This window comes from Saccharomonospora saliphila YIM 90502 (assembly GCF_000383795.1).
Lineage (GTDB): Bacteria > Actinomycetota > Actinomycetes > Mycobacteriales > Pseudonocardiaceae > Saccharomonospora > Saccharomonospora saliphila.
The window spans coordinates 149185-170436 of sequence record NZ_KB912728.1 but is presented as its reverse complement, the minus strand read 5'-3'; the positions used below and the strand labels follow the sequence as shown (position 1 = coordinate 170436).

17 protein-coding genes are annotated in these 21252 nt (G+C 67.7%); 7 read left to right on the top strand and 10 right to left on the bottom strand.

From position 1 onward, the window contains the following. Positions 1-547 precede the first annotated feature (547 nt). Entirely contained in the window at positions 548-1363 is an 816-nt protein-coding gene (locus SACSA_RS0119765) for an alpha/beta fold hydrolase (RefSeq protein ID WP_019819511.1), read from the bottom strand. Between the two features lie 80 nt (positions 1364-1443). On the opposite strand from SACSA_RS0119765, the gene SACSA_RS0119760 reads away from it, so the two are divergent. Further along, positions 1444-2106 carry a TetR/AcrR family transcriptional regulator gene (locus SACSA_RS0119760; protein ID WP_019819510.1) on the top strand — a complete coding sequence of 221 codons (663 nt, stop codon included), beginning with the start codon at positions 1444-1446 and terminating at the stop codon, positions 2104-2106. Positions 2107-2196: 90 nt separating this feature from the next. Here SACSA_RS0119760 and SACSA_RS0119755 read toward each other — a convergent pair whose 3' ends face one another. Beyond that, positions 2197-3438, bottom strand: a complete 1242-nt coding sequence (locus SACSA_RS0119755) for an MFS transporter (RefSeq protein ID WP_019819509.1) — start codon at positions 3436-3438, stop codon at positions 2197-2199. Between the two features lie 175 nt (positions 3439-3613). On the opposite strand from SACSA_RS0119755, the gene SACSA_RS0119750 reads away from it, so the two are divergent. Then, positions 3614-4816: a Gfo/Idh/MocA family protein gene (locus SACSA_RS0119750; protein ID WP_019819508.1), complete on the top strand. Its 1203-nt coding sequence runs from the start codon at positions 3614-3616 to the stop codon at positions 4814-4816. 64 nt (positions 4817-4880) lie between these two features. Here SACSA_RS0119750 and SACSA_RS0119745 read toward each other — a convergent pair whose 3' ends face one another. The 6 genes from SACSA_RS0119745 to SACSA_RS0119720 form a co-directional block, all read right to left on the bottom strand. Then, positions 4881-5879 carry an ABC transporter permease gene (locus SACSA_RS0119745; protein WP_019819507.1) on the bottom strand — a complete coding sequence of 333 codons (999 nt, stop codon included), beginning with the start codon at positions 5877-5879 and terminating at the stop codon, positions 4881-4883. Continuing rightward, positions 5876-6871, bottom strand: a complete 996-nt coding sequence (locus tag SACSA_RS0119740; RefSeq protein ID WP_019819506.1) for an ABC transporter permease — start codon at positions 6869-6871, stop codon at positions 5876-5878. Before SACSA_RS0119740 ends, SACSA_RS0119745 begins: the two co-directional genes overlap by 4 nt. Further along, positions 6868-8364 carry a sugar ABC transporter ATP-binding protein gene (locus tag SACSA_RS0119735; RefSeq protein ID WP_019819505.1) on the bottom strand — a complete coding sequence of 499 codons (1497 nt, stop codon included), beginning with the start codon at positions 8362-8364 and terminating at the stop codon, positions 6868-6870. The genes SACSA_RS0119740 and SACSA_RS0119735 overlap by 4 nt, the downstream gene beginning before the upstream one ends. A 96-nt stretch (positions 8365-8460) precedes the next feature. Further along, positions 8461-9486 (bottom strand): substrate-binding domain-containing protein, encoded by a 1026-nt coding sequence (locus tag SACSA_RS0119730; protein ID WP_019819504.1) that lies wholly within the window; start codon positions 9484-9486, stop codon positions 8461-8463. A gap of 361 nt (positions 9487-9847) precedes the next feature. Then, positions 9848-13831, bottom strand: a complete 3984-nt coding sequence (locus SACSA_RS0119725; RefSeq protein ID WP_019819503.1) for a family 16 glycoside hydrolase — start codon at positions 13829-13831, stop codon at positions 9848-9850. A gap of 266 nt (positions 13832-14097) precedes the next feature. Then, positions 14098-15309: an ROK family transcriptional regulator gene (locus SACSA_RS0119720; RefSeq protein WP_028662065.1), complete on the bottom strand. Its 1212-nt coding sequence runs from the start codon at positions 15307-15309 to the stop codon at positions 14098-14100. Between the two features lie 125 nt (positions 15310-15434). Between SACSA_RS0119720 and SACSA_RS24205 the strand changes: the two genes are divergently transcribed. From SACSA_RS24205 to SACSA_RS24945, 5 genes are all read left to right on the top strand, one after another. Next, positions 15435-16403: a 3-keto-disaccharide hydrolase gene (locus SACSA_RS24205; protein WP_019819501.1), complete on the top strand. Its 969-nt coding sequence runs from the start codon at positions 15435-15437 to the stop codon at positions 16401-16403. A 165-nt stretch (positions 16404-16568) separates the two neighbouring features. Further along, on the top strand, positions 16569-17534 hold the full coding sequence (locus SACSA_RS23900) for an ROK family protein (protein WP_019819500.1): 966 nt from the start codon (positions 16569-16571) through the stop codon (positions 17532-17534). Positions 17535-18057: 523 nt separating this feature from the next. Next, the gene (locus SACSA_RS0119700) at positions 18058-18468 is read left to right on the top strand and encodes a VOC family protein (RefSeq protein ID WP_019819498.1); all 411 of its coding nucleotides are present in this window, start codon (positions 18058-18060) and stop codon (positions 18466-18468) included. 536 nt (positions 18469-19004) lie between these two features. Further along, positions 19005-19163: a hypothetical protein gene (locus SACSA_RS26430; protein WP_019819497.1), complete on the top strand. Its 159-nt coding sequence runs from the start codon at positions 19005-19007 to the stop codon at positions 19161-19163. Next, positions 19160-19426 carry a PIN domain-containing protein gene (locus SACSA_RS24945; RefSeq protein WP_198009106.1) on the top strand — a complete coding sequence of 89 codons (267 nt, stop codon included), beginning with the start codon at positions 19160-19162 and terminating at the stop codon, positions 19424-19426. The genes SACSA_RS26430 and SACSA_RS24945 overlap by 4 nt, the downstream gene beginning before the upstream one ends. Positions 19427-19459: 33 nt before the next feature. Here SACSA_RS24945 and SACSA_RS0119690 read toward each other — a convergent pair whose 3' ends face one another. Together SACSA_RS0119690 and SACSA_RS0119685 are read right to left on the bottom strand one after the other, a co-directional pair. Then, a complete protein-coding gene (locus tag SACSA_RS0119690) occupies positions 19460-20026 on the bottom strand; it encodes a dihydrofolate reductase family protein (RefSeq protein ID WP_028662064.1) in 567 nt (188 codons plus the stop codon). Positions 20027-20317: 291 nt separating this feature from the next. Continuing rightward, positions 20318-21220: a LysR family transcriptional regulator gene (locus SACSA_RS0119685; RefSeq protein ID WP_019819495.1), complete on the bottom strand. Its 903-nt coding sequence runs from the start codon at positions 21218-21220 to the stop codon at positions 20318-20320. Between the last annotated feature and the right edge of the window lie 32 nt (positions 21221-21252).

The following is a 21252-nucleotide window of genomic DNA, read 5'->3' as shown; positions in this document are numbered from 1 at the left end:
CCGCTACTCGTTGCACTAACGGTGCCGTTGCCAATGGTCGCGCTGTTCTGCGCCCAGAGCGGATCGGGTGAAAAGCTGACATCTTCGGTAAGGCGAGTAGTAATCGTAGCCGTATTGCCACAACCGCTGCGCCCACCCGTGGCCGTTACGCTGCTGGCGTAGGCTGCGGGCGTCCGTACGGGATGAGCGATCGCCTCGATCGACGAAACAGTCCCATGGCCTCGATCGCCTCGTAGCCCGGCACGAAGAAGTCGGTCATGTATCCCTGCTGTCGTGGGGCAGGTGCACGCTCCAGCAGCACGACCTCGCCACCGAGTGCCACGATTCGACTCGCCAAGGCGTCCGTTGGGAGGAACTCGACGCAGGTGGTCCGGGCCAGCGGTCCGGTGACGCCGGTGCCGTCACCCGCGCGGTCGTAGCTGTACTCATCATCGTGCCGCAGGCCAGGCGATGCGCTGCGGCGACGAGGGATACCACCCGACACCGACCACGCGGCTGGTCCTCCCGCCCCCGTGTCGACGAAGGATCCTCCCGCAGGACAGGCGGGCTACTCGAAGGTGGACATGAGGTGGGCCAGAAGTTGTGCCGGTGCGTCTTCCTGCAGGACGTGGCCGGCGCCTTCGATCCAGTGCAGCTCTGCGTGCGGGATCCGGTCGTGCAGCCATCGCGCGTAATGGGGTGGGAGGATGCGGTCCTCGGTTCCCCAGATCAGGCGCGTCGGGATGGTGATATCGCTGATCAGGTGCTCGTACTCCGCCGTATGCTCCTGCTTGAGCTGGCTGTACTGACGGTAGAAGGCGGCCTGTCCGCTCTCGCCGCGCCAGGGGGCGAGGAACGTGTCGAGCACCGCTGGTCGGTAGCCGAAGTTCGTGGCGTGGCGCAGATGACTGGCGACGAGTTCCTGGTGGGCGTAGCCCGGAAGTTGATGGAATACCTCGGCGTGTTCCAGGATGAGCTGGAAGAGGCCGCGTTCCCACTCGCCGCCGCTCACGGCGTCGAACAGAGTGAGGTCTCGGAAGCTCGCCCCTTCCAGCAGCATGCTGCGCAGCGTGACCGCGCCGCCGATGTCATGAGCGACGACGCTGGGGTGGGACAGCTCCCAGTGGTCGAGCAGCTGGGCGAAGTTCCGGGCGTGCGCGGCCAGGCTGAGGTCTTGGCCCTCGCGTTGCTCGGACTGGCCGAAGCCGAGCAGGTCGAACGCGTAGACCTGCCGCGTCCGGGCGAGGGCCGGCGCGAGATCGCGCCAGAGGAAGGACGAGTATGGCGTGCCGTGCACGAGCACGAGCGGCTCCCCGTTTCCCAGGGTCGTCCACCGGATCGTCCCGCCCGGTGCTTCGAACTCGTTGTCCAGTGACCAGGCCATCGTGACTCTCTCCTACACTGATCTGTGAAGTTACCTGCTCGACAGTAGGTACACAGATCTGTGAAGTCAACTGAGGTGAGATGAACACCGACACCGGCCCGGGGCGACCACTGACGCCAGGCGCCCAGCGGATCCTCGACGTCGCCTCAGAGCTGTTCTACCGGCACGGCATCCACGCCGTCGGCGTCGACACCATCGCCGCCGAATCCGGGGTGACCAAGCGGACCCTCTACGACCGGTTCGCGTCGAAGGACAACCTCGTCGCTGCCTACCTGGACGCCCGGGACCGGCGCTGGCGCGACATGGTCACCACCCGCCTCCACGACGCGCCCCCCGACCCCGTGACCCGCGTGCTGGTGCCCTTCGACGAGCTCGCCGACTCGCTGAAACCGAGCACACGAGGCTGCGCCTTCATCAACGCCTTCGCCGAGCTGCCCAACCCCGACCATCCCGGCCACCGAATCGTCGTCGCCGCGAAAGCGTGGTTACGCGCCCTGTTTCGCGACCTGCTCATCGAGGCCGCCACCGTGGGTGAGAACGATGCCGAGACGCTCGCCATCCAGCTGCTGAGCCTGCACGAGGGAGCCATCGTCAGCTACGCCATCAACAACGACACCCCGGCTGTGACCGCCACTCGCGCAGCCGCGAAAACCCTCGTGACCGGCGCCCTTCCGGGCCCTCACCCTGCTCCCGCCAACCAATCCCACCGAACACAACACCCTGATCATGCGACCGGGCCGTGAGCGGGACCTGCCATGTCTCATCCATGCGGTCCCGCGAAGAACTCACTTGTCGAGAGAGAGCCGAGCGCCCGCTCGTTTCGCGGTGGGGTCTCACCGGTGACCGGCGTCGTGCTCGGCCGCATCGATGGCGTCGTCGGTCAGGATCGTCATGCCACCGAGCAGGGCGAGCATCAGCAGCGCCATCGTGGCGAACACCCAGCGGAGCCCGAGGAGTTCGGCGAGGACACCGCCGACCACGGCACCGAGCGGTATGGTGCCCCAGGCGAGGAGCCGATAGCCGCTGTTGACACGCCCGAGCAGCCGGTCGGGCGTGATCCGCTGACGCAGGGCGACCACGACGACGTTCCACAGCATGATCCCGACGCCCCCGGCGAAAAGCCCGGCACCGATCAGGAACGGGTTCGTGGTCACGGCCGGGACGCCGACCAGCAGCACGCCGCTGAGCACGGACAGCAGAAGTGTGCGGGCTCTTCCCAGCGCCAGTTCGATTCGTTCGGCGACCAGCGAACCGAGCAGACTGCCGACGGCGGTGGTGGCGAACAGGACACCGAAGGCCGGTTCGGACAGCCCCATGGCGGACGCCGAGCCGACCGCGAACAGGACGAAGACGCTGAACGTGGCGTTGGACGCGAGGTTGAACACCCCGGTCATCACGGCGAGCGCCCGCAGCAGCCGGTGCCGCCACAGAAAGCGCACCCCTTCGGCGATGTCGGCCCGCAGACTCGTGTGCCGACTCGCCTCCACCCGGAACGACCCGTGCACGAGCAGCAGTGCCCCCAGGGCGACCGCCCACAGCGCCGCCGGCGCCGCGAAGGCGACGGCCACACCGGCCGCCACCAGAAAACCGGCCAGGGGCGGACCGGCGAACTGGTTCGCCGTCAACTCGGCCGCGAACAGGCGACTGTTGGCTCGCGACAGCTGAGCGCGGTCCACGAGCTGGGGCAGGATGGACTGCGCCGAGGTGTCGTACACCGTCTCCGCGATGCCGAGGCCGAACGCCACCGCGTAGAGCATCCAGATCGAGCCCAGGTCGAGCACGACAGCCAGCATGAGCGCCGCAGGCAGCGCGACCCGGATACTGTTGGCACCCACCATCATCCGTCGGCGATCGATCCGGTCAGCCAACGCGCCGACGGGCAGCGCGAACAGCAGCCACGGCAGCGCCAGCGCGACCGCGAGTCCCGCGATCAGCATGGGTGATCGGGTGTAGTGCACCGCCACCAGCGGCATCGCGACCTTGACGATCCCGTCGGCGAGATTCGACAGGCCCGACGAAATCCACAGACGCCAGTACGGCGCACCCAGGGAGCCCCGCCCGAACACGTTCGCCACCCGTGGATGATCGCACACCGAGCCGTGCCGAGGGTGCCAGAGTCGAGCCGGACCGGTGCCTTCGTGCTGAGCGGCCACGCCGTCGGCGACCCAAAGCCGGGCTCAATGGTCTGGTCCAATCCAGGCGCCCTGTCTAGACTTTCCACGTGACCGACGCCACGAAGAGAGGTTTGTCGTGACAGAGCACCGCATCGCCATGTTGGGTACCGGCCTGATCGGGGACTTCTACACCGCCACTCTGCATCGCGGGCGCAACCGCGACACGGTAGACCTGGTGTACTCGCGCTCGGAGGAGCGCGGCGCGGCGTTCCGCGAACGCTGGGGGGTCCCGCGGTCGACCACATCACTGGAGGCGGCGTGCTCAGACCCTGACATCGACACCGTGGTGATCGGGCTGCCCAACGACATGCACGAGGAGGCCGTCCGCCTCGCCGCGGAGAACGGCAAGCACGTGCTGTGCACCAAGCCACTCGGCCGCACCGGCGCGGAGGCGAAGAAACTCCTCGACATCGTCGAAGAGCACGGCGTCTTCGCCGGCTACCTTGAGGACCTCGCTTACACGCCCAAGACGTTGGGGGCGGTGAAGTCGGTGCGGGACGGCGCGCTCGGCGACATCCTGTGGGTGCGTTCACGAGAGACCCATCCCGGCCCCCACAGCGCCTGGTTCTGGGACGAGAAGAAGGCCGGTGGCGGTGCCATCGTGGATCTGGGCTGCCACTGCATCGAGATCTGCCGGTCGTTCATCGGCAAGGGAAACCGGCCGGTCGAGGTGTTCTGCTGGAAGGACACCCTGGTCCACCCGATCACCGCGGAGGACCACGCGGTGGCCCTGATCCGCTTCGAGTCCGGCGCCGTCGGGCAGTTCGAGGTGTCCTGGGCGTTCCGCGGGGGCTTGGACCTGCGCGACGAGGTCGCAGGAACCGAGGGAACGATTTGGCTCAACCACTTCCAGCGGACCGGCTTCGAGATGTTCACCACGGGCAAGGGCGAAGGATACGTCGCTGAGAAGGCCGAAACGACGAGCGGCTGGCTCTTCCCTGTCGGCGACGAGGTCGGTGAGCTCGGATACGTCGACATGTTCACCGACATGTTCGACTCGATCGACAACGGTACCGAGCCACGGGAGACGTTCTACGACGGGTACGTCGTCAACTGCGTTATGGACGCGTGCTTCGCCTCCTCCGGCAGTGGGAAGTGGGAGCCGGTGCAGCTCGACGACTGGCGTGGCGGGTCGACACCGCGGATCTCCCGGGTCGCCGAGACCCACAACGGCCACCCGGTGATCAAGAGCGAGACGCTGCCGGACGGACGGACGAAGCTGCTCTTCCGGCGCCAGGACACCGGCGAGGTCGTGGAGGAGGTCGTCGGCACCGCCTGACGGCGGCGGTCACCGCGGGAGCGCCCACGTGGGTGCTCCCGCTCCTTTTCGGACTCCCGACCTTTCAGCCCGAGCGCTGGCCGGACACCGCCACGTAGACCCAGGCCAGCGCGAGCACGATGAGCCCGTAGACGATCTGCTGCACGTCCGGTCCCACCTCGAGCGCGAGGAGCAGACGGTTCAGGACGGTCAGGATCAGCGCTCCGACGATCGTTCCGGCGTACCCGCCGTAGCCACCGAGGATCGACGTTCCTCCGATGACGGCGGCAGCGATGCTCGGCAGCAGGAACACGTTGCTCTGGCTCGGGCCCACCGAACCGCTCGTCCCCGAGATCAACAGTCCGGCGACCGCGGCCAGGACGGCGACGACGACGTAGGTGGCGATGTGCACCTGCCAGACGCGGACGCCCGACAGCCGGCAGGCCTCGGGATTGTCGCCCACGGCGTAGATGGTGCGTCCCAGTCCCGACCGGTGCAGCCCGTAGACCAGCAGCGCTGCCACCGTGACCCACACCAGTGCGTTGAGCGGGACCGGCCCGATAAGGCTTCCCCCGCCGATCTCCCTGAGCAGTGGAAGAACCCGCGCCGACCCGGAGAGGAAGCCACCACTGGCCAGGCCGACCGAGACGACGCCGAGCAGGACGCTCGACATTCCGATGGTCATGATCAGCGGGTGAACGCGGAACACACCGACGCCGATGCCGTTCACCGCTCCCACCGCGACGGCCGCGAGCACGGCGAAACCCAGCGCGACCACCGGTCCCGCTCCGCTCTGCGTCGCGGCGACGTAGGCGGCCAGGTTCGCGATCATCGTCACCGACAGATCGATGCCGCCGGTGAGGAAGGCGAGGGTCTGCCCAGCGGCGAACAGAGCCAGAGGACAGGCGAGCAGCAGGATGGAGCGGATACCTCCGGCGCTGAACAGGCTCGGGTCCACCACGGCGGTCGCCACGTAGAACACCACGAATACGACGCTCAGCACGATGACGGGCTGGTCGGTCAGGATCCGGCGCAGGCGTCGTCCCTGGTCCTGCCGATGTGCCATGTCCGCGGTGACGCTCACTCGCTCCTCCTCCTGATCTCCAGCAGTCCGCCGAGCATCACCACCACGATGATGATCGCGCCCTCGAGCAGGACGGCCACATTCGAGTTGACCCCCATACTGAGCAGGATCGCCGGGATCAGCGTGAGCACGAAGGCGGCGAGGACCGGCCCGAGCAATCGCCCGACCCCGCCGGACAGCGCGACGCCACCCAGCACCACGGCCGCCACCGAACCGAGCAATGCGCCCAGCGCGATCGACTCCTCCGGATTCCCGCTCCCGAGCAGAGCTGTGGTCGCCACGCCCGCGAACCCGGTGAAGACGCCGGAGAGCAGATAGGCCCGGATCCGGGTCCGCCGTACGGCGACTCCGGCGAGGAACGCGGACTGCCGGTCGCTGCCGACCGCGTACACGGCGATCCCTGCGCGACTGCGGCTGAAGGGCAGCCAGATCAGACAGTAGATTCCGGCCAGCGTCAGCAGCGCGGGCCACGGATTCGTGAACCCGCCTGTGATCAGCTGCGCGAACTCCGGCGAGGTGCCGCCCCCGGGGCCACCGAGGACGAGAAGCGCGATACCGACGAAGACGAAGTGCAGCGCCAGTGTCACGACGATGTCGGGCATGCCGGAGACGGCCACGACCCAGCCCATCGCGGCGGACACCAGCGCGGTGGCCACGACGGTGCCCGCCGCGATCAGCAGGCAGACCACGAGCGACTGCCCGTCCATGAAATACGCCGACACGCAGTTGGCGAGCACCATGAGCGCACCCACCGCGAGGTTGATTCCCCCGGAGATGACCACCACGCCCTGGGCCATGGCCAGCAGCGCGAGCGTGAGCGTCCCCGCGGTGAGCGACCGCAGCTCGAAACCGCCGAAGTTCGGAACCTGCAGGTAGCGCACGAACAGCATGACCAGGAGCACGAGGCCCATCCCGACCACCCAGCCGTACTGCTGTCGGAAGCGGACGAGGCCGCTGGTGGCGCCCGGGACCGTGGTGAGGCTGCCGCTCATCGTGCCTCCTCCGGTTCGCCCACGAAGCCGTGGGCCGCGCTGAGGATGGCCTCCTCACCGGCGTCGGCCGGCAGTTCCGCGACGATCTCACCGTGGTAGAGCACGACCGCGCGGTCACACACGAGCTCGATCTCGCGCAGCTCACTCGTGTACAGGACAACGGCGGCACCGTTGTCGGCCAGCTCCCGCACCAGGGTGTAGATCTGGCGTTTCGTGCCGATGTCGATGCCCCTGGTCGGGTCGAAGAGCAGCAGCGTGGTGAAGCCCTCGGCGAGCCATCGGCCGATGGTGAGCTTTTGCTGGTTTCCGCCGGACAGCCTGCGCGCCTGGCTGGCCGCACGCGTGTCGATGGACAGCCGCTCGACCGCGTGGCTCACCGCACGGTTCTCCTTCTTCATGCTGATCGGCCCCCATCGGGAGGGACGCGCACGGGAGGAGAGCGCGATGTTCTCCCGGATCGACCGCTGGGGAAGCAACGCGACGGAGCGGTCGCTCGGGACCAGCGCGAGACCGTGCCGGATGGCGGTGGCCGGATGGCGGGGAGAGATCTCCTCGCCATCCACGACGACGCGGCCTTCCCGCGCACGCTGCGCGCCGGCGAGCACCTCGAACAACATGTCCTGGCCTTGGCCCTCCAAGCCGGTGACCCCGAGAACCTCGCCGGGCCGCACCGAGAAGCTCACGTCGCGCAGGGGCCCGGCACGGAGGTTCTCCACCACCAGCCGGGGTGGCCGGTCGGTGCGTTCGACCGGGCCTCGGCGTGCTCCCACCGTCTCCTCAGCCATCTGCCCCACGGTCTCGCCCAGCATCGACTGGACGATCCGCTGCTCGCCGCCCGCGCGAGGCGGGAAGCTGGCGACATCACCGCCGTCACGGAAGACCGTGCACATGGAACAGTGCCGCACCACCTCCTCCAGCCTGTGCGAGATGAACAGCACGGACCCGCCTCCGGAGATGTGGCGTGCCATCACGTCGAAGACCGTGGTGGCGAGGTCGGCCGGGAGCGCGGCGGTGATCTCGTCGAGGACCAGCAGACGCGGTCGGTGGGTCAGAGCCCGCGCGAGGTCGAGCATGCGCAGGAACGGCAAGGGGACGTCGCGCGTACGTTCAGCCAGGCTGAGCTCCCCGATGCCGAACTCGACCAGGCGTCGCGTGACCGCGGCGGTGTCGGTGCCGGTCAGCTTCAGGTTCTGCTCGATGGTGAGGTCGGGCACCATCGCCGGGTCCTGGAAGACCGTGGCGATGCCCTTGGCGTAGCCATCCGCCGGCGACCGCAACTCGACCGGTTCCCCGGCCATGGTGATGCTGCCCGCGTCGCGGTGGAGAACCCCGGTGATGATCTTCACCAGCGTCGACTTGCCTGCGCCGTTCGCCCCCAGGAGCGCGTGCGACTCCCCTGGCCTTACCGTCAGGTCCGCCGAGCGCAGCGCGACGACCGTGCCGTAGGACTTCGCGATGCCTCGCACTTTCAGCAGTGCCTCGTCAAGCGGCATGGTGCTCTTTCGTTCTGTCGGGGCACGCGCGTGGAGCGGGCCGGGCAGGCGCCGCTCCACGCGCTGGGGACCAGGTGAGGCCGTGGCCTCGCCGTCTTACTCGCCCGGGCCCGTGCAGGCGTACAGCTGTTCCTTGGTCATCTGCAGCGGGTAGTCGATGTCGACCGCGGCACTCGACGTCGGAGGACGCTGGGGGTCGTACGCCTCCGTCATCCGCTGGGTGTCCTCCTCCATCGACCACAGCTCAGGGGTCAGCGTGGTCTCGCGCGTGACGTCCTCACCGTTGAGGACCTTCAGCGCGATGTCCGTGCCCACGGCACCGATCACGGCCGGGTTGGTCACCACCGCTCCAGGCGCGCCCTCGATGAGCTGTCCCAGGAAGGCGTTGGTGTCCTGGCCGGTGACGGGCACCGCCTCCTTGCCCGCGGACTGGATCGCGTTGACCACCGTGTAGTCGGCGCCCGTGGTCCAGACGCCCGCGAAGTCACCGGCGCTGAACTGCTGCACTGCCTGCTCACCGGCCTTGGTGTAGTCCCAGCCACTCCAGACGGTCCGCAGGGTGATGTCCGGGTACTCCTCCAGCGCCGCCATCACTCCCTTGTGCCGGTCCACGTCGGCCTGCACGCCTTCGATTCCGCGGACGTAGAGCAGCTCGCCCTGCCCGCCGACCTCCTCGGCCAGCCACTCCATGCCCAGACGGCCCCACTCGACCTGGTCGTTGGTGACGACGTGCGCCGCGTCGGTGGAGACCGCGGAATCCACGGAGACCACGGCGATGCCTTGCGCGTCGGCCTGCTCGATGATGCCGTTCAGCTGTTCGGGATCGGACGGATTCACGACGATCGCGTCAACGCCCTGCGAGATCAGGTTTTGCAGGTGCTGCACCTGTTCGGTCGGCCCGGCGTTCTCCGAGATCACCACCACCTCGGAGACCTGACCGCTGGCGAGCGCCTCCGCCTTGATGGAGCACACCATCTGCTCCCGCCACCCGTTTCCGGCCAGCGTGTTGCTGACCCCGATGACGAACTGCCCGTCGCCGTTGCCCGAGCCCTCCTGGGTCGCCCCACCGCCACCGCAGGCCGCGGTCAGCGCGAGGGCCGTTCCCACTGCGGCCACCTTCATGGTCCTCAGTCTCCGCATCTGACCAGCTCCTCCGTCCCGGACGCAATTCAGTGACACCGCGCCGGATCGCTCGGCGCAGGCAGTGGCGCAAGGTCCCCACAGCGGTCGACGCCCCCGCGGAGCGACCAGACCACCGTATTCGAATTTGACTAGGCCAATGTAGACAACAACGTCAACGTAATGAACCGGTCAATCCCGGTCAAGCATCGAAACCGATTCGTGGCCGCCTTCCCCATCTCAAGAACGCGCTCTCCGATGGCATCTGGGGTGCGATTTCGGGCGTGGGGGCGGCTCGGTCGGGTCTGGTGGTCGTCATCGGCCGGCCAGGTGCGGGCCGGCCGATGACGACGGGTTCGTTCGTTCAGTAGGGTCGTGCGCCTCCCGCGGGTGGGCCACCTCGGCGGCCGACATCGCTGCGGGCGGCGGCGTTGGTGATGGTGCCGCGTTCCTTGCGGGTGATCACGCCGTCGGCCACCAGCTCGGAGGTCACGTCCTTGACGTGGCGCATGAACGCTCCCTTGTTTGGCCACTCGCCCTCGTCGTCGATGAGGTCGTTGATGGTGCAGCCGTTGTCGAGGGCGTGGTTGGCGACGCCGCTGTCGACGTCACCGAGCACGACAGTCTCCCGAGAATCCGGCTCGGGACACGGCCCCGGCTCGCCGATGGTGAACTCCACCGACCGCCAGTCCTCGACCGTGCCTGCCACGTCCACCGACCGGAACTCCACCGTGTAGTCACCGGGGCCGGGCACGACGAACGGCTCGGTGTAGACCGTCGGCTCCGGCTCACCGGCCATCCGGTACTGCGTCCGCGCGACGCCGGAGGTGGCGTCCTGCGCATCCAGGCGCACCGTCACCGGCCCGGTGAAGACATCACCGGCTTGCTCGCCCTGCAGGGACGCCTCCGTGGCGGGAGCCGTCTGATCGACCAAGAACTCGATCTCCTCGATCCCGGTCTGCTCACCAGGACCACCCGACGGCTGCACCTCGAACGTCGAGACCATACCGGTCCACGTCGTCGGATCATCAGGATCCGGCCGACTCGAGTGCGGTGTGCAGTAGACGTAGTACGTGCCCACCTCGGCTGCCTCGTAGAAGAACGGGTCGTCCTCCCAATCCGATCCCAGCGGACGAGACGCCAGCACCGTGCCGCTCTCGTCGGTGATCACCACATCGTGTGCGTAGCCGGGAACGTACTGGAACTTGACCGTGTCACCCTGCCGCACACTGAACTCGGACTCGCTGAAATCGAACCCGTTCTCTCCGACGAGGATCTCCTTCTCCGCCGGCTCGCCACCGTCGCCGGGAACCACCGCCCGATAATCGATGTTGTGGACACCGTCCGCGTCGAACACCACGGGTTCGGTCCACGTGCGCCACTCGGACTCATCGGTCCGCGGACGCCACTGCAACTCCGCATCGGGATTGTTCGACTCCAGGCTCAGCGTCACCGGCGACACGTACCAACCGTTGGTGCCGTCGGGCTCCACTGGCTCCACCGAGGCATCCACCGTCAGCTCATCGGTGAGTTCCTTGACCCAGAGGTCGCGGAAGAACACGTTGTCCGACACGCGGTTGTTCTGGATCCCGATGTAGCCGGAGGACAGGTCGCGTCCCGAGCCTTCCGGGTTCTCGTACTCGTTGACCAGCACGTCGTTGATCCACACCCGGACCATCGGGTCATCGACCTCGATCTCCATCTCGTTCCACTGACCGGGGACGGTCGGGAACGACGTCGGCGCCTGGAAGGTGTAGATCGACCCGGTCTTGGAGCTGTCCGGAGCGTCGGGTCGGCCACCGGTGTCGTCGATCTGGATCTCGTAGCCCTGGCGCACGCCGATCCAGGGGTCGTCACCGGGATCGGGGAATCCGAAGAACACCCCCGAGTTGTCGTTCTCGGCCACGGCCTTGAAGTCGAGATGCAACCGGTAGGACTCGAACTGCTCCTCATACCACAGCATCCCCAGCCCTTCCGGATCGCCGACCGTTTCGAGAGCACACGTACCCTCGCGGTCCGCGTCCGGGACGACGGTGAACCCGCCCGGTCCGGCCTGGTTCCACCCGTTCAGCGTCGACCCGTCCCACAGCGGACGGTAGCCCGCGTCGACCGTCGGCTCCGCACACGCGGGCGGTTCCGCGTCGGACGCGGTACACAAGGAGAAGTCGGTGAACCTCGCGGTCAACGGGCTCTCGATCTCATTGGGACCATGCGCGGCGAAGAACCCGAACCTGGGGTTGTCGTATCGCGAGATCGGGGCCGGTCTCCCCACGTTGACCCACGTCTGCCCGTCCCGGGAATACTCGGCGGTCACGTTCTCGCCATCACTGGTCAGCCGGAGGCTGAGCGTCGATGGCGCATCCGGAACAGCCGGGTTGTCGACTCCACTCTGATAGCGGATCTCACCATTCTCATGGTAGAGGTACTCGAACCGTCCATCGGCCTGGTCACCGACCGGAGGGAAGAACGCTGCCTTGGTGAAGTTCTCGTCGTCGGCATGGATGATGAATCCGGCCTGATCGTGCCGGACAGGGTTCTCCGGCATCGCGACGGTGACCTCGGCGGTCCATCGCTCGTCCGGAACCGGCGTGAGGATCAAGTTCTGCGCGTCGGTGTTGACGTTGCCGCTCAGGTGGTTGCTGATCATGTCACCTTGCAGCATGTCGATTTCCAGCGCGCCGTCGGCCTGCCGGTAACCATCGGGATTCTCGCGCACGATCGTCGACCACATCTCACGATCGAGCTCGCTCCCACTGAAGTCGTCGACCACGCACTCGTCGAGAGGAGGAGAGTCGTTGCTGACGTAGTCGATACGGTAGAGGCCCGCGTTGGCACTGGGTCCGAAGCCGCCGCCTTCGAGGACGTAAAGCGAGCCGTCCGGGCCGAACGTGCCGTCCATGAGGCGGGACCAGGTCTCGCCGGGCATGAAGTCGTCGATCGCGGTGACGTTCTCGTTGTCGTCGAGCGCGGCTGTCTTGACGTGGCCGCGGTGGTAGTCCAGCAGGAACCAGCGTCCGTCGTAGTGTTCGGGGAACTTGGTGTCGGACTCGAGGTTTTCGTCGTAGCGATACACCGGCCCGGACATCGGTCCCCCGGCGCCGGTGCCCATGTTCAGGAACGGCTCCGGAATGGGGTTGATCGGCCGGTCGGGCCATCCGACCCACGTGTCCGGCCACCCGGCCCAGCTGCGTGGGTAATAGATGGTCGCCGGCTTCACCGGCGGAAGCTGTTCGAGCCCGGTGTTGTTCGGCGAGTCGTTGACCGGGCCGTTCTCGCAGTCGTAGAAGTCGCCCCGTGGCTGGTCGCTCTCGTAGTCCCACTGACGGTACGGGTAGTTGTTTCCGATGCAGTACGGGTAGCCGAAGTTCGCCGGCTCCGACGTCGTCATGTACTGATCGAAGCCCCACGGTCCGCGCTCGGTCCATTCCCCCAGCCGGTCGGGACCGTAGTTGCCGATGTGCAGCCGATCGGTCGCCGGGTCGATCGAGATCCGGAACGGGTTCCGGAAGCCCATCGCGTAGATCTCCGGCCGCGTCAGGTCCTGGTTGTACTCCTCCGCCGGGAACAGGTTGCCCTCGGGGATCGTGTAGGAGCCGTCCGGCTGCGGTGTGATCCGCAGGATCTTCCCGCGCAGGTCGTTCGTGTTGCCCGACGTCCTGCGGTCGTCGTTGTACCAATGGGTCGGCCGGTTATCGAGCGGCGAGTACTGGTCGTTCAGATCCGGCGGCGACTCGTCGCCGGTGCTCAGATACAGGTTCCCCGCGGAGTCGAACTCGAGGTCCCCTGCCACGTGACAGCAGTGGGTCTTGTTGTACGGCACCTTCAACAGGACGACTTCGGACGCCACGTCCAGTTCGTTGTCCTGGACCGCGAAGCGGGACAAGAAATGGTTCTTCTCGTCTCTGCTGGTGTAGTAGGCGTACACCCAGCCGTTCGACTCGAAGTCGGGATCCAGCGCCAGCCCCAGGAGCCCGCCCTCCTGGTTCTTCGATCCTTCGAAGTCAGGATTCGACGGCAACGGATGATCGTCGAACACACTCAACTCGGCCGCGACGGTCACCTGCTCGGTCTCCGGATGAAATATCCGGATCACGCCATCACGGCTGGCCATGAACACCCTGCCGTCAGGCGCGATGTCCATCGTCATCGGCTCCGGCACATCCGGAGTCAGCAGCACCTTCTCGAACTCGTCACCCGCGGACAGCTCCGCGAACGTGGAGCCCGGGTCCTGCGCATCGCCGGCCTCCTGCGCGGCGGCCGGCGAGCTCACCAGAAGCGACACCAACAGTGCCAGGAACAACAGCAACGAGGTGGATCTCTTCAACGAGGTGGATCTCTTGCCCAACATGGTCCCTCCGGGTGGGGTCGCCGGTCGCGCTCAAGATCGTGCATGGAAGACTTAGTAATGAAACTATCCTCACTATGTTGCTGGAGCTGTATATCGCCTACGCGGTGTAGCGTCAAGGGTCGCGAGCCAAGCCGGTGGTGGCCGGCCGACGCCGCGGCCGAGGAACGGCGCCGCGGTACCGGGCCGTTCGTGCTGGTACCGGAGCTGCCCGAGGCCACCGCGCCCGACGTCGCCGGTGCCGGAACTTTCCCGGAGGACGGACAGAGTCAGCGCCGAGTGACCGGCTTCGTGTTCGGCGCGGTGTAGGGGTCCAGGAGGCGTCGGTGGGCCTCGGTGAGGGCTATGTGCACAGCACCGAGCGCGACCGCGTCGTCGCCGAGGCGCGAGAGCGCTATTCGGGGTACGACGATCACGCGTTTGGTCAGGTGGTGCCGGAGAGCGGTGAGGACGGCGTCGCCGGCCAGGACGATGCCCCCACCGATGATCACGAGTTCGGGGTCGACTGCCAGGAGGAAGGGGGCGAGGCCGCGCGCGAGACGGGCGCAGACCTCGTCGACCACCTGGAGCGCTCGCGCGTCGCCGTCGGCCGCGGCGGTGAGGACAGCCGCGGCGTCCGTGCTCCGGTCATCGCCGAGGCTGCGGGCACGGCGCACGATCCACGCGGTCCCGACAGAAGACTCGAGCGGGCCGTGTCCACCGGCCTGCACCCCCTGCGGCTCGTCCTCGAGATCGACGAACCCGATTTCACCGGCGGCGTCGTGGGCACCGCGGAGCAGCTGGTCCCGCAACAGCACCGCGGCACCGACCCGAGACCCCCACTGCACGAGGAGCAGGTTGTCGGTCTGGCTGCCCGCGCCGCGCCATCGTTCGGCCATGGCGGCGAGGTTGACGTCGTTCTCGACGTGCACAGGGCAGCTGACGTTGCGCTGGAGCAAGCGGCCGAGTTCGAGAAAGTCCCGGCCGGGCATGGAGGGCGCCTGCACCACGGCACCGCGGCGCGGGTCAACGATGCCCGGCATACCGACGCCCACCGAGGCGAGCGCGGACAGCGGGACCCCCGCCTTGGCGAGGACCTCGCTCATGGTCGCCTCGACACCGTCGAGCAGGTTGGCATGCGCGTCGCCCTCGGCGGTCACGTCGCGGCGCTGACGGGCGACGATGGTTCCGTTGAGGTCGGCGACCTCGCAGTAGACCCGGTGCGGGCCGACATCGACGCCGAGCACATACCGGGCGTCGGCGCGGAACCTCAACACGCGCGCGGGCCGACCCATCCGAGGCACGTCGGCCTCAAGCGTCTCGGCCTCTTCGACCAGGCCGTCGTCGATCAGCGTGGAGACGGCCGCGGTGACCGTCGGACGGGACAGGCCGGTCGCTCGCATCAGTTCCGTCACGCGGGCCGCCCCCACCTCTTGGAGGACGGTCAGTACCGCGGCGCAGTTCATCAGCCGCAGCGTCTGCGGATTACCACCAGCTTGCATCGCGACCCCTTGACGCTACACCTCGCAGGCGATATACAACTCCAGCGAGATAGTGAAGATAGTTTCATTACTAAGTCTCCCATGCGCGATCTTGTGTGCGGCCAGCAACCCCACCCGGAGGGACCATGTTGGGCAAGAGATCCACCTCGTTGCTGTTGTTCCTGGCACTGCTGATGTCGCTGCTGGTGAGCGCACCGGCCGCCGCACGGGAGGCCGACCCATGCCCGGATCGGCACACGCCGCCCGCAGGCTACGTACCACTGTTCGACGGCGAGACGCTGAACGGATGGACCCAGGCGGGTCCCGGTGGCTTCGTCGTCGCCGACTGCGGGCTGCTCCAGCCGCATGGAGGCATGGGCCTGCTCTGGTACGACCAGCGCGAGTTCACCGATTTCACCATGCGAGTCGACTTCCGGGTCCATGACCCTGCCGACAACGCAGGCGTGTTCATGCGCTTCCCCGATCCCGGTGATGACCCGTGGGTCGGCGTGAACCAGGGCTACGAGGTGCAGATCTATGAGGCCACCGACGATCCCCTGACACGGACCGGTGCCATCTACACCTTCGCTCCGGCCGAGCCGCTGGCCACCAACCCCATCGGTGAGTGGAACACGATGGAGATCGAGGCCATCGGCCACGAATATCGGGTCATCCTCAACGGCACCGAGGTCGCCACCTACACCGGTGACGGCAGCCGAGGGCTCGAAGGCTACGTCGGCCTGCAGAACCACTCAAGGGGTCAGACAGCAGGCGAAAGCGTAGAGTTCCGCGATGTCTGGATCAAGGATCTGACGCAGCCGGAGGGGCCGTGCCCCGAACCGGATTCTCGGGAGACTGTCGTGCTCGGTGACGTCGACAGCGACGTCGCCAACCACGCCCTCGACAACGGCTGCACCATCAACGACCTCATCGACGACGAGGGCGAGTGGCCGAACAAGGGAGCGTTCATGCGCCACGTCAAGGACGTGACCTCCGAGCTGGTGGCCGACGGCGTGATCACCCGGAAGGAACGCGGCACCATCACCAACGCCGCCGCCCGCAGCGATGTCGGCCACCGAAATGGCCCACCCGAACGGACGGCGCAACCCCACTAACGCGACCCGACCGGGGTAAGCAACACAGTGGTGAAAACCAGTGGCGGGAGCGGATGGTGTGCTGGATCCAGCCCCAGGAACCGGTGAACAGCGTCATGCACGAGGTGCTTACCGTGCTGACGGCGAGGACATCCGCTGCTGAACGTCCAGTGACAGGCTGACACTGTGGACGAAAGAACTCCGGGCGGCGCCGTTCTCGCCTTCGACATCGGCGGTACGACGACCAAGGCCGAGGTGGTGGGACCCGACCTGCGGCCCTGGGCCAGCACACGGGCACCGACTCCCCGCGGGGCTGCGCTGGTTGACGCGATCGCCGAGGTTGGGACTACGCTGCTCGCCACGTTGGAACCGGACCGACGTGCCGCCGTGTCCGCCGCCGGACTGGCGCTGCCGGGGATCGTGGATACCGTGGCCGGCACCAGCGTTTTCGCTGCGAACCTCGACCTCCGCGACGAGCCCATTGTCGAGCCGGTGTCGCGGCGTTTGGGCCTGCCGGTCCGTCTTGGTCACGACGTCACGGTCGCAGCCGAGGCGGAGCGGCAGCGCGGCGCGGCGCGAGACCTGGTCGATCCGGTCGTGGTTTTCGTCGGCACCGGGATCGGCGCCGTGAGCTACGTGCACGGCAGGCGCGTCGTCGGCACGTCCGGCCAAGCGGGCGAGCTCGGTCATGTGGTTGTCCGGCCCGCCGGACCGCTGTGCGGTTGCGGTGTCCGCGGGTGCCTGGAAGCGGTGGCCTCAGCCGCGGCGGTCGCACGCGCCTACACCGAGCTCTCGGGACGCCCGGTCCGCGGCGCCGAGGACGTCGTCGCGCTGCGTGGCAAGGACCCCGCGGCGGACGCGGTGTGGGACGAAGCGGCCGAGGCACTCGGCGACGGCTTGCTCGCCGCGACCGCGCTGTTGGCGCCCGGCGGCATCGTGCTCGGCGGCGGGCTGGCCATGGCAGGCCGCGCCTTACTCGATCCCGTGGAGGACCGGCTGCGTACCCGCGCGAACACCGTGCCGGTGCCACCGCTGCTCACCGCCGCGCTCGGATCCCGGGCAGGTGTGGTCGGCGCCGCCCTCATCGCGCTCGACCACGAGGTGCCTGCCCGGATTCCACGCGACACCCCGGGACGCCAGCCCGCACCCTGAGGAGGCGGCGCGATGACGGCGGTGTCGTCATCCACAGACTCGGACCAGCAACACTTCGGTCGACAATCGCTTGATTCACTCGCCTGCCCCCCTGCCTGAGGATTGACGGACCGTCGTCGATCGCGCGGTGATGAACTACGACGTGAGTGTCGACGAACGGTTTCACCAGTACGCGGCCGCACACCTCGTCGAGGTAGCGCGGGCCGTCGGCGGTATCGGAAGGTGGTGAATGGTCACCCCGCACCGTCGACACCGGGGCGATCCGGCGACGAGGAGGTACAACGACGAACGACGTTCCGCCCCGGAGCGAGGTCACGATCACCGCTTCGATCAAGGACGCCTAGCGCGGGCCGCCCTGCGGGACCGGTCCGTGCTGCACTAGTGGCACGGCCGGGACACCGACGGGCTCGGCACCGAAGAGTCCGACCGGCTCGACCGACAGTGGTCGTCCTGGTGGCCCGAACACACTCGCAACACCCACCACCGCGTCCGGGACGCGGTACGACCCGAAAGGCGCGACACCATGACGGACGGCACCATCGGCACCATCGTCGGCTTCGACCTCACGGTGCGGGACGCACCGGCTGTACGGGACTTCTACGCCAACGTCGTCGGCTGGAAGCCCGAATCGCTGAGTATGGGCGAGTACGACGACTACATGATGCTGACCCCGGACGGCACACCGGTGGCCGGTGTGTGCCATGCGAAAGCCGAGAACGCGGACCTCCCGCCGCAATGGATCACCTACATCGCTGTCGGCGATCTCTCCGCGAGCATGGACCGGGTCACAGCCCAGGGCGGTGAAGTACTGCAGGCGCCGAACGGGTTCGGCCCCGGCGGATTCGCGCTCGTCAAGGATCCCGCGGGTGCGGTGCTGGCGCTGATGCAGAACCCGTACGGCGGCTCGGACACTCCCGACCACGCGGAGGGCTGAACGGGGAAGTCGTGGGGCCCGCGACCGAGACGGTGACGGGCCCCACGCTCAGCCCGACGACAACCGCAGAACGGGCTGTGGTGTTCAACTCACCATCGCGCGTCGAGCAGCCGGTCGCCCGATCCCGTGTCCATCGCGCGAGCATGAGCTCGGTCAGTCGTTCCGTGACGGTCCTTTGCGGCGGTAGTCGTACACCGCGTGGTCGTCGAACGCCCGATGTCCGGTGGTGGAGGCTCGGTCTCTTCAGCGCTCGGCACGGCGGTAGGACACGGAAAGTCCGCGAAGGCAAGAGATCCCAGGCGCGTCGTAGTAGTTCAGCTCTTCCGTCGCCGGAGTGAACTCCGTTGTGCGACCGGCCAGGACGCCGAGCGCGACTGTGGTCTCCATCCTGGCGAGTTAGGAGTCGAGGCCGCGAACGCCGCAGGGGAGAAAGCACGGCTTACCCTTTTACCGGACCAGGCCGAGGTTGACACTCGACACCGCGACGAGCCAAGAGCCGGTTCAGCCAGGCAGCATCCGGAACGGCAGGTCGGATATTGCCCGAGACCGGCCTCCGCACCGTCGTCCAGCAGCGCACCAGCGAAGCGCCGTTCGAGCTTCCCGACGCCAGCGTCGACGGTCGGGGCCTGCAACCGGCCTTCCGCGGGGCACGCTGGGACGACATCCGGGACGCGATCTACCCGCACCCCGCATGATCGCCCTCGACACCAACATCCTCGTCTACGCACATCGACGTGACACAGAGTTCCATCGACCGGCCGCGCAACACGTAAGGACACTCGCGGAAGGCCGATCGGCGTGGGCGATCCCCTGGCCCTGCCTGCACGAGTTCTACGCCATCAGCACGCATCCGACGATCTACGACCCGCCGAGCACACGAGAACAAGCAACCGCACAGCTCGACGCCTGGCTCTCCTCGCCCTCTCTCTCGCTACTCGGTGAGCCGACGGCCTATTGAAATCACTTCAAGCCGCTACTCAAGGAGGTGAACCTAGCCGCGTACGGGCTCGTAGCGCAGGAGGACCGCGCCCGACTCGAAGGTGCGGTTCTCCACCAGCTCCAGCTTCAGCCACTTGTCCAGTGACGGGAAAAACGGTATGCCGCCGCCGATCGCGACCGGCGTCACCAGTACGTGGAACTCGTCCACGAGACCGGCCCTGACCAGGGTCGCGGCGAGCGTGGCGCCACCCACCTCCATCAGGCCGTCGGTCTCGGCCTTGAGCCTCCTCGCCACCTCGACCACATCACCCCGCTCCAACCGGGAGTTCCAGTCGACCGACTCCAGGGTCCGCGAGAAAACCACCTTCGGCGTCGCGAGCCACAGCCGGGCATACTCGGCCTCCACCGGGGGCACGCCGGGTGCCTGGCCTGCGGTCGGCCAGTGGGCCGCCATCAGCTCGTACAGCTTCCGCCCGTACAGCGACAGCGCGACGTCCCTGGTCCGGTCGTTCCAGTACTGATGCAATTCGTCGTCCGGCACGCTCCACCCGAGGTCGCCGTTCGCGTCGGCGATGTAGCCGTCCACCGAGACGTTCATGCCATAGGTCAGCTTTCCCATAGTGGTACAGAGTGCCAGAACGAGGGAAAATCATCGCGGCTCCGCGGCGGCACGCCACGACGTCAACACCCGAACGCGGGCCGTCACGCGGGCAGAGCCTTCTCCAGGTAGCCGACGAGGACCTGCTCCGACTCGGCGACCAGGCTTCACGGTCGTCCTCGGACGCCGACACGATCGTCGACAGCAGCCCGCCGAACAGCCGGGTCGCCCTCGCCGTAACCGTCTGCTCCGTTGCACCGGATGAACCCGGCCCACACGCTCCGCGTGAACTGATACCACGACCGACACGCTTCACCCAGCACCGGTGACCGCATCGCGCAGAGCCGCCACCACGGCACGCTGCCCCGCCGTCGGCTCAAACTTGGTCACAGCCGTCGTGGTCCGCCCGGACCACGACGGGTCGTGAACCCCGACGGTGTCGACCTCGGCAGGGAGCCCGGGAACGGCGATCTCGGGAACGGTCGTGATGCCGAGCCCGGCAGCGACGAAGCCGAGCCTGGCGTTCCAGTTGTGGATGCGATAGGCGATCCGGGGCTGTGGCAACGTGGGCCAGGCGCCGAACTGGGGGTCGCCCCGCAAACCCGCACCGGCGATCCAGGACTCGCCGGCCAGGTCGTCGACCGTGACCTGCGACCGGCCGGCCAAGCGGTGGCCTCGCGGTATGGCGACGACGCCGCTGCCGCCGGTCGTCAGACGCACGGTCCGTAGGCCACGCAGGTCGTAGGCAGGCAGACCCTGGCCGACGGCGATCACGGCGACATCGACTCCTCCGGCGCTCACCTGGCGCACGAGCGCCGGTGTGGACGCCTCGTGCAGCTCGACGACCAGTGCGGGATGCTCGCTTCTGAGCGCCGCCACCGTCCTGGGCACGAGCGACCAGGTGGCGGTCGGGAAGGCACCGAGGATCACCTGCTCGGCGAGTGTGTCGGAAAGCATGGCGAGCTCGCGGTCTGCCGCATCGAGCTCGGCCAGCACAGCGGCCGCCCGCCGTGCGACCGCCTCGCCGGCACGGGTGGCCTCCACTCCCCGGGCCTTACGCACGAACAAGGGCATCCCCGCGGCCGACTCCGCGGCCGCCACCTGCCGAGAGATCGCCGACTGGGTGTATCCGAGGAGGTCGGCCGCGGCGGTGAAAGACCCGGTGCCGACGACAGCATGGACGACACGCAAGGCGGGAACGGTGAACTCGGCCATGAGCTCCACCCTAGACATGCGTACCACGCATG